A 7,274-nucleotide genomic window follows, 5' to 3' on the forward strand; every position below is an offset into this window, starting at 1 on the left:
CAAGAGTCCTCACCGATGCAGCCATCAAAGGAAAGATCGACCCGCTCCTCGGCCTCAAAGAAAACGTTATCATCGGTAAACTCATCCCGGCAGGTACCGGCATGACGCGCTACCGCAACATCAAAGTAGACTCCGGTGCCCTCACCGCAGAGCCTCAAGTTGAAGAAGCAGTAGAAGAAGCTGTAACCGAATAACAAATAAGAAGCAGATTTCCAGAAATGGGATCTGCTTCTTTTATTTTGGCAAAAAAACTTTAAAAAAAGGCCAAAAAAATAAAAAAAATGCTCGCTTTTTTGGTGAGATTTTGGTATACTATAAGAGATGAAACACACCGATACGTGGACATGAAAAAGCGCGAAAAACCAAGGTAAAAAGCGCTTTGTTTTTTTGAAAAAAATTGTTGACAGACGATATAACTGATGTTAAACTGTGATAGTGTCTGTATGAAGAATTGCATTTTCATAGAGGGTGTGAATCAAATATGTCGCTGGAACGTTTAAAAAACGGCAAAAAAGTTATTGGAATCAAGCAAACAACGAAAGCAGTCACGAAGAACATCGCAACGTGCGTATTCCTCGCTGACGACGCAGACGAAAGGGTGCTGGCACCGCTCAAAGCGTTGTGTGAAGCAAACGAAGTCGAAATCGTACGGGTCTCTGACATGAAAAGCCTTGGGCTCGCTTGCTCGATTGCAGTAGGAGCGGCGGCGGCAGCAACTGTCCGCCAGGCATAACTTTGTTAAGAACCGCAGTACTTCATGTAATGCGGTTTGAAAAATAATGAATCTAAAATTTGGGAAGGAGGTGCAGGTATGCCAACAATTAATCAGCTTGTTAGAAAAAGCAGACAAGTATTGGTAACAAAATCGACGGCACCGGCACTGAAAGAATGTCCTCAGAAACGTGGTGTTTGCACAAGAGTGTACACGACGACGCCGAAAAAACCGAACTCGGCACTCCGTAAAGTTGCCCGTGTTCGCTTGACGAACAGCATCGAGGTAACGGCTTACATTCCGGGTATTGGTCACAATTTGCAGGAGCACTCCGTTGTTCTCATCAGAGGCGGCAGGGTAAAAGACTTACCGGGGGTTCGTTACCACATCATCCGCGGTGCTCTTGACACGGCTGGCGTACAGAACCGTAAACAGAGCAGATCCAAATACGGCGCAAAACGCGATAAGAAGAAATAAGGAGAGATAACCTATGCCTAGAAAAGGTCCTGTTCCTAGACGCGACGTGCTGCCGGATCCGGTGTACAACAGCAAAATTGTAACCCGTTTCATCAACAAAGTAATGTTGTCCGGTAAAAAAGGCGTTGCCGAAAAGGTAGTATATGACGCATTTGAAAATATCAGAACAAAAACCGGTAAAGATCCGCTCGAAGTTTTCGACACGGCTCTCAAAAATGTAATGCCGGTACTCGAAGTACGCGCTCGCCGCGTTGGTGGTGCTAACTACCAGGTTCCGGTTGAAGTTCGTGCTGAACGTCGCTTGACGCTCGGTATTCGTTGGATCGTTAACTACGCTCGTTTGCGTGGCGAAAAAACGATGAAAGAACGTTTGGCGAACGAATTGATGGATGCAGCTAACAACATGGGCGCAGCTATCAAAAAGAAAGAAGATACTCACAAAATGGCGGAAGCAAACAAAGCATTCGCACATTATCGTTGGTAGGATAAAAACAGCTAATTAAGGAGTTGTAAGTAGTGGCTAGAGATTGTTCTCTTGAAATGACTAGAAATATCGGTATCATGGCTCACATCGATGCCGGTAAAACTACGACAACTGAACGTATTCTGTTTTACTCCGGTATCGTACACAAAATTGGGGAAACTCATGATGGCGGTGCGACGATGGACTGGATGGCACAAGAGCAGGAAAGAGGTATCACGATTACTTCCGCTGCTACGACGTGCCACTGGCTCAATCATCGTATCAACATCATTGATACACCCGGTCACGTGGACTTTACGGTAGAAGTAGAACGTTCGTTGCGCGTTCTTGACGGTTCTGTTGCAGTCTTCTGTGCAAAAGGCGGCGTTGAACCGCAGTCTGAAACGGTATGGCGTCAGGCTGACAAATATGGCGTACCGCGTATGGCATACGTCAACAAAATGGATATCCTCGGTGCGGACTTCTACAACGTAGTTGATATGATGAAAACGCGCCTTGGTACGAACGCTGTTCCGATTCAGTTGCCGATCGGTGCTGAAGACACATTCAAAGGTCTCGTCGATCTTATCGAAATGAAAGCTCTCGTTTATGTTGACGACCTCGGCAAAACGAGCGAAGCAGTAGACATTCCGGAAGATATGATGGACAAAGTTGAAGAATATCGTCAGAACCTCCTCGATGCAGTAGCTGAGAGCGATGACGATCTGATGATGAAATATCTCGAAGGCGAAGAACTTACGGTCGAAGAGATCAAAGCTGCGATCCGTAAAGCAACGATCGCTTGCAAAATGACTCCGGTCCTTTGCGGTTCTTCCTACAAAAACAAAGGCGTACAGCCGATGCTCGATGCAGTAATCGCTTACATGCCGAGCCCGGTTGACGTACCGGCGATCAAAGGTGTTAACCCGGAAACGGGCGAAGCTGATTGCCGTCCGTCGAGCGACGAAGAGCCGTTCGCAGCTCTCGCGTTCAAAATCATGGCTGACCCGTACGTTGGTAAACTCGCGTTCTTCCGCGTGTACTCCGGCGTCATGCAGTCCGGTTCTTACGTTTTCAACTCGACGAAGAAGAAAAAAGAAAGAATCGGCCGTATCCTTCAGATGCATGCCAACAACCGTAAAGAGATCGACGTTGTATACAGCGGCGATATCGCAGCAGCAGTTGGTCTTAAAGATACGACGACGGGTGACACGCTCTGCGATGACAAAAACCCGATCATCCTCGAATCGATGGTATTCCCTGAACCGGTTATCTCGGTTGCAGTAGAACCGAAAACGAAAGCCGACCAGGAAAAAATGGGTATCGCGCTTGCGCGTCTCGCAGAAGAAGATCCGACGTTCCGCGTTGCAACTGACCAAGAAACAGGCCAGTGCATCATCTCCGGTATGGGCGAGCTTCACCTTGAGATCATCGTTGACCGTATGCTCCGCGAATTCAAAGTTGAATGTACGGTTGGTGCTCCGCAGGTTGCTTATCGTGAAACGATCCGCAAACAGCTCAAAACCGAAGGTAAATTCGTTCGTCAGTCCGGTGGTCGCGGTCAGTACGGTCACTGCTGGCTCGAACTTATCCCGCAAGAACCGGGTACAGGCTTCAGCTTTGAAAACAAAGTTGTCGGTGGTGCGATTCCGAAAGAATACATCAACCCGATCGAAGCCGGTGTTAAAGAAGCAATGGAAAACGGCGTAGTTGCCGGTTACCCGATGGTAGACATCAAAGTTATCGTATACGACGGTTCTTACCATGATGTCGACTCCTCGGAAATGGCGTTCAAAATTGCCGGTTCCATGGGCTTTAAAAACGGTGCTGCAAAAGCAAATCCGGTACTCCTCGAACCTTACATGAAGGTAGAAGTAGTAGTTCCGGAAGAATACATGGGCGACGTTATCGGCGACTTGAACTCGCGTCGTGGTCGCATTGAAGGTATGGAATCCAGAAACGGTGCACAGTCGATCCGCGCATTCGTTCCGCTTGCGGAAATGTTCGGTTACTCGACAGACCTTCGTTCCAAAACGCAGGGTCGCGGCAACTACTCGATGGAAATTTCCTACTATGATGAAGTTCCTAAAAATATTTCCGAGGCTATTGTAGCTAAGCTCAAAGGCTAAGCGATATCATAGCACAAATTTAAGGAGGCAAACAAACAATGGCAAAACAAAAGTTTGAAAGAACAAAACCGCATGTTAATATCGGTACGATCGGTCACGTTGACCATGGTAAAACGACTCTCACGGCTGCAATCACGAAAGTACTCTCGAAAAAAGGCTTGGCTCAGTTCGAAGACTACAGCATGATCGATAAAGCTCCGGAAGAAAGAGAACGTGGTATCACGATCAACACGGCGCACGTTGAATATGAAACTGAAACTCGTCACTATGCACACGTTGACTGCCCGGGCCATGCTGACTATGTTAAAAACATGATCACTGGTGCTGCTCAGATGGACGGCGCTATCCTCGTAGTAAGTGCTGCTGACGGCCCGATGCCGCAGACTCGCGAACACATCCTCTTGTCCCGTCAGGTAGGCGTACCGGCAATGGTAGTATTCCTCAACAAAGCTGACATGGTAGACGACGAAGAACTCATGGAACTCGTTGAAATGGAAGTTCGTGAACTTCTCAGCGAATATGAATTCCCTGGCGATGACATTCCGGTTGTTTCCGGTTCCGCTCTCCGCGCTCTCGAAGGCGATGAAGCATACGAAGCTAAAATTCTCGAATTGATGGCTGAAGTTGACGCTTACATCCCGACTCCGGAACGCGACACTGACAAAACGTTCTTGATGCCGGTCGAAGACGTATTCACGATCACTGGTCGTGGTACGGTTGCTACGGGCCGTGTAGAACGTGGCGTTATCAAAGTTGGCGACACGGTTGAAATCGTTGGTATGACTGACGAATCCAAATCCACGGTTGTAACGGGCGTTGAAATGTTCCGTAAACTCCTCGACCAGGCAGTAGCTGGTGACAACATCGGCGCACTCCTTCGTGGTGTTGACAGAAAAGAAATCGAACGCGGTCAGGTTTTGGCTAAACCGGGTTCCATTCATCCGCACACGAAATTCAAAGCTGAAGTTTATGTATTGACGAAAGAAGAAGGTGGCCGTCATACGCCGTTCTTCTCCAACTACCGTCCGCAGTTCTACTTCCGTACGACTGACGTAACTGGCGTTATCAACCTTGAAGAAGGCGTTGAAATGGTTATGCCGGGCGACAACGTTCGCATGAACATCGAACTCATCACGCCGATCGCTATCGAAAAAGGTCTTCGCTTCGCTATCCGCGAAGGTGGCCGTACGGTAGGCGCTGGCGCTGTAACTGAAATTGAAGCTTAATTAAAGCTTAACAAAAGATTTCCAAAATAGTAGGGGCGACTCTTGTCGCCTCTACTATTGCGGAATGGTCCTCTTACTGAAATATTAGCAGTAATGACCAAAGCCCTAATGCGATGACGTGGGAGGTTGCCCGCGGGGCTGCGGGGAGATTTCCACGGAGAAGTGTCCGTCCTAGAGAACGGGCGATAAGGAGGAAAAATTTTAAAATGGCAAAACAGAAAAAAATCAGAATCCGTTTGAAAGCATACGATCACAAAGCATTGGATCAGAGTGCTTCGAAAATCGTTGAAACGGCAAAAAGAACAGGTGCTATGGTATCTGGACCGATTCCGCTTCCTACAGAAAAAAATATCTTCACAATTTTGAGATCGCCGCATGTCAACAAAGATTCGCGTGAACAGTTCGAAATGCGCACGCACAAACGTTTGGTTGACATTTTGGAACCGACGGCAAAAACGATCGACGCTTTGACTCGTTTGGACTTGCCGGCAGGCGTAGATGTCGAAATTAAAATGTAGGAGGTGGCTAATCAATGGCGAAAGCAATTTTAGGTAAAAAACTTGGAATGACCCAGATTTTCACGCCGGAAGGTAAAGTTGTTCCGGTAACAGTTGTTGAATCGGGCAAAACTGTTGTACTTCAGAATAAAACAGTAGAGAATGACGGCTATAACGCAGTTCAGCTGGGCTTCGGCGCTGTTAAAGATAAACACGTTACGAAACCGATGAAAGGTCACTTCGATAAAGCCGGTGTTGCTCCGGTGAAATTCATTCGTGAACTTCGCCTCGCAGCTCCGTCCGAATATGAAGTTGGTCAGGTAATCGGTGTTGATACTTTCGAAGAAAACGAGTTAATCGACGTAACTGGTGTATCGAAAGGTAAAGGTTTTGCCGGCGGTATTAAACGTCATAACTTTAGACGTGGACCAATGGGACACGGCTCTAAATCGCATCGTGAACCCGGTTCTATCGGACCGATGATCAGCGGCGGCGGCGGTAAAGTCTTCAAAGGCAAAAAACTGCCGGGTCGTATGGGAGCTGACAAAGTAACGGTACAGCGTTTGACCGTTGTACGCATTGATCCAGAGCGCAACCTTATTTTGATTAAGGGTGCTATTCCCGGACCGAAAGGTAGCTTTGTAGTGATCAAAAATACTGTGAAGCCGAAACATTAAGTTCGGGACTTCCGAACATCGAAAGGAGGATGTGCTATATGCCTAAAGTAGCATTATACAATATTGCCGGAGAAACTACCGGTGAAGTTGAATTAAATGAAAATATATTCGGCGTAGAAGTAAACGAAGCTTTGGTACATCAAGCAGTTGTTATGCAGCTCGCTAACCAGCGCCTCGGTACTCACGCTACAAAAACGAGAGGTCTTGTACGCGGTGGTGGCCGTAAACCTTGGAGACAAAAAGGTACGGGTCGCGCACGTTGCGGTAGCTCCCGCTCCCCGATCTGGGTTGGCGGTGGTACGGTATTCGGACCGCAGCCTCGCTCCTATGCGTTCAGCATGCCGAAGAAACAGCGCCGTTTGGCAATCAAATGTGCATTGTCTTCGAAAGTGAACGATCAGGAAATCTTCGTTGTTGATTCGATTAATTTCGATCAGCCGAAAACGAAAAATGTCGTAAAAATGCTCAGCGACTTCAATGCTGAAGGTAAAGCTCTCATTATTACGGCAGACGCGATTGAAAATGTTGAAAGATCCGCAAGCAATATCCAGGGTGTTAAAGTAATCACTTCCATGGGTCTTAATGTATACGATCTTCTTCATTACACGAAAATTTTCGTTGCTCAAGACGCGATCTCCCGCATTGAGGAGGTGCTTGCATAATGTCTAAAGCACATGATATTTTGGTTCGTCCGGTTATCACGGAAAAATCTGCTGCATTGATGCAGGATAACAAATACACGTTCGTTGTCGATATGGCAGCTAACAAAACTGAAATTCGCCAGGCGGTTGAAGAAGTATTCAAAGTAAAAGTTGAATCCGTTAACACGGTTCGTGTTCTCGGTAAAACGAAACGCATGGGCCGTACTCAGGGCAAACGTTCCGATTACAAAAAAGCAATCGTGAAATTGGCTGAAGGTCAGCGCATTGAATTCTTCGAAGGCGTATAACGAATTTTAGGTAAAGGAGGAGCACCATAATGGCAGTAAAAAGTTTTAAACCGTATTCTGCGGGCAGAAGATTTATGACGGTTGCTAGCTTTGAAGAAATCACGACTGACAAACCGGAGAAATCCCTTGTTGTTCGTCTTTTCC

Annotated in this window: 11 protein-coding genes; all 11 read left to right on the forward strand. The window is 47.1% G+C overall.

What is annotated here, in order from left to right:
- On the forward strand, window positions 1–194 hold a 194-nt coding region (locus IJN28_06475), incomplete at its 5' end, for a hypothetical protein (protein ID MBQ6713412.1).
- Window positions 195–481: 287 nt separating this feature from the next.
- Window positions 482–733 carry a ribosomal L7Ae/L30e/S12e/Gadd45 family protein gene (locus IJN28_06480; protein ID MBQ6713413.1) on the forward strand — a complete coding sequence of 84 codons (252 nt, stop codon included), beginning with the start codon at window positions 482–484 and terminating at the stop codon, window positions 731–733.
- 78 nt (window positions 734–811) lie between these two features.
- Window positions 812–1,189 carry a 30S ribosomal protein S12 gene (locus tag IJN28_06485; protein ID MBQ6713414.1) on the forward strand — a complete coding sequence of 126 codons (378 nt, stop codon included), beginning with the start codon at window positions 812–814 and terminating at the stop codon, window positions 1,187–1,189.
- A 13-nt stretch (window positions 1,190–1,202) separates the two neighbouring features.
- Window positions 1,203–1,673: a 30S ribosomal protein S7 gene (gene rpsG / locus IJN28_06490; GenBank protein ID MBQ6713415.1), complete on the forward strand. Its 471-nt coding sequence runs from the start codon at window positions 1,203–1,205 to the stop codon at window positions 1,671–1,673.
- A 32-nt stretch (window positions 1,674–1,705) separates the two neighbouring features.
- Complete coding sequence (gene fusA / locus IJN28_06495) at window positions 1,706–3,781, forward strand: elongation factor G (GenBank protein MBQ6713416.1); 2,076 nt, start codon at window positions 1,706–1,708, stop codon at window positions 3,779–3,781.
- A gap of 38 nt (window positions 3,782–3,819) precedes the next feature.
- Entirely contained in the window at window positions 3,820–5,007 is a 1,188-nt protein-coding gene (tuf, locus tag IJN28_06500; GenBank protein ID MBQ6713417.1) for an elongation factor Tu, read from the forward strand.
- A gap of 206 nt (window positions 5,008–5,213) precedes the next feature.
- Window positions 5,214–5,525 carry a 30S ribosomal protein S10 gene (gene rpsJ, locus IJN28_06505; GenBank protein ID MBQ6713418.1) on the forward strand — a complete coding sequence of 104 codons (312 nt, stop codon included), beginning with the start codon at window positions 5,214–5,216 and terminating at the stop codon, window positions 5,523–5,525.
- A gap of 14 nt (window positions 5,526–5,539) precedes the next feature.
- Complete coding sequence (gene rplC / locus IJN28_06510; GenBank protein MBQ6713419.1) at window positions 5,540–6,181, forward strand: 50S ribosomal protein L3; 642 nt, start codon at window positions 5,540–5,542, stop codon at window positions 6,179–6,181.
- Window positions 6,182–6,219: 38 nt separating this feature from the next.
- Window positions 6,220–6,843: a 50S ribosomal protein L4 gene (rplD, locus tag IJN28_06515; protein MBQ6713420.1), complete on the forward strand. Its 624-nt coding sequence runs from the start codon at window positions 6,220–6,222 to the stop codon at window positions 6,841–6,843.
- The gene (gene rplW, locus IJN28_06520) at window positions 6,843–7,130 is read left to right on the forward strand and encodes a 50S ribosomal protein L23 (GenBank protein MBQ6713421.1); all 288 of its coding nucleotides are present in this window, start codon (window positions 6,843–6,845) and stop codon (window positions 7,128–7,130) included. Before rplD ends, rplW begins: the two co-directional genes overlap by 1 nt.
- A gap of 29 nt (window positions 7,131–7,159) precedes the next feature.
- Window positions 7,160–7,274 (forward strand): 50S ribosomal protein L2 (gene rplB, locus IJN28_06525; GenBank protein ID MBQ6713422.1); only part of this gene is annotated, 115 nt, incomplete at its 3' end.

Source organism: Selenomonadales bacterium, from assembly GCA_017442105.1.
Classification (GTDB): domain Bacteria; phylum Bacillota; class Negativicutes; order RGIG982; family RGIG982; genus RGIG982.

Coding starts and splice junctions, on each gene's coding strand:
- rplC (MBQ6713419.1), top strand. CDS start 5,540: ATGGCGAAAGCAATTTTAGGTAAAAAACTTGGAATGACCCAGATTTTC.
- IJN28_06485 (MBQ6713414.1), top strand. CDS start 812: ATGCCAACAATTAATCAGCTTGTTAGAAAAAGCAGACAAGTATTGGTA.
- rpsG (MBQ6713415.1), top strand. CDS start 1,203: ATGCCTAGAAAAGGTCCTGTTCCTAGACGCGACGTGCTGCCGGATCCG.
- rpsJ (MBQ6713418.1), top strand. CDS start 5,214: ATGGCAAAACAGAAAAAAATCAGAATCCGTTTGAAAGCATACGATCAC.
- rplD (MBQ6713420.1), top strand. CDS start 6,220: ATGCCTAAAGTAGCATTATACAATATTGCCGGAGAAACTACCGGTGAA.
- rplW (MBQ6713421.1), top strand. CDS start 6,843: ATGTCTAAAGCACATGATATTTTGGTTCGTCCGGTTATCACGGAAAAA.
- tuf (MBQ6713417.1), top strand. CDS start 3,820: ATGGCAAAACAAAAGTTTGAAAGAACAAAACCGCATGTTAATATCGGT.
- IJN28_06480 (MBQ6713413.1), top strand. CDS start 482: ATGTCGCTGGAACGTTTAAAAAACGGCAAAAAAGTTATTGGAATCAAG.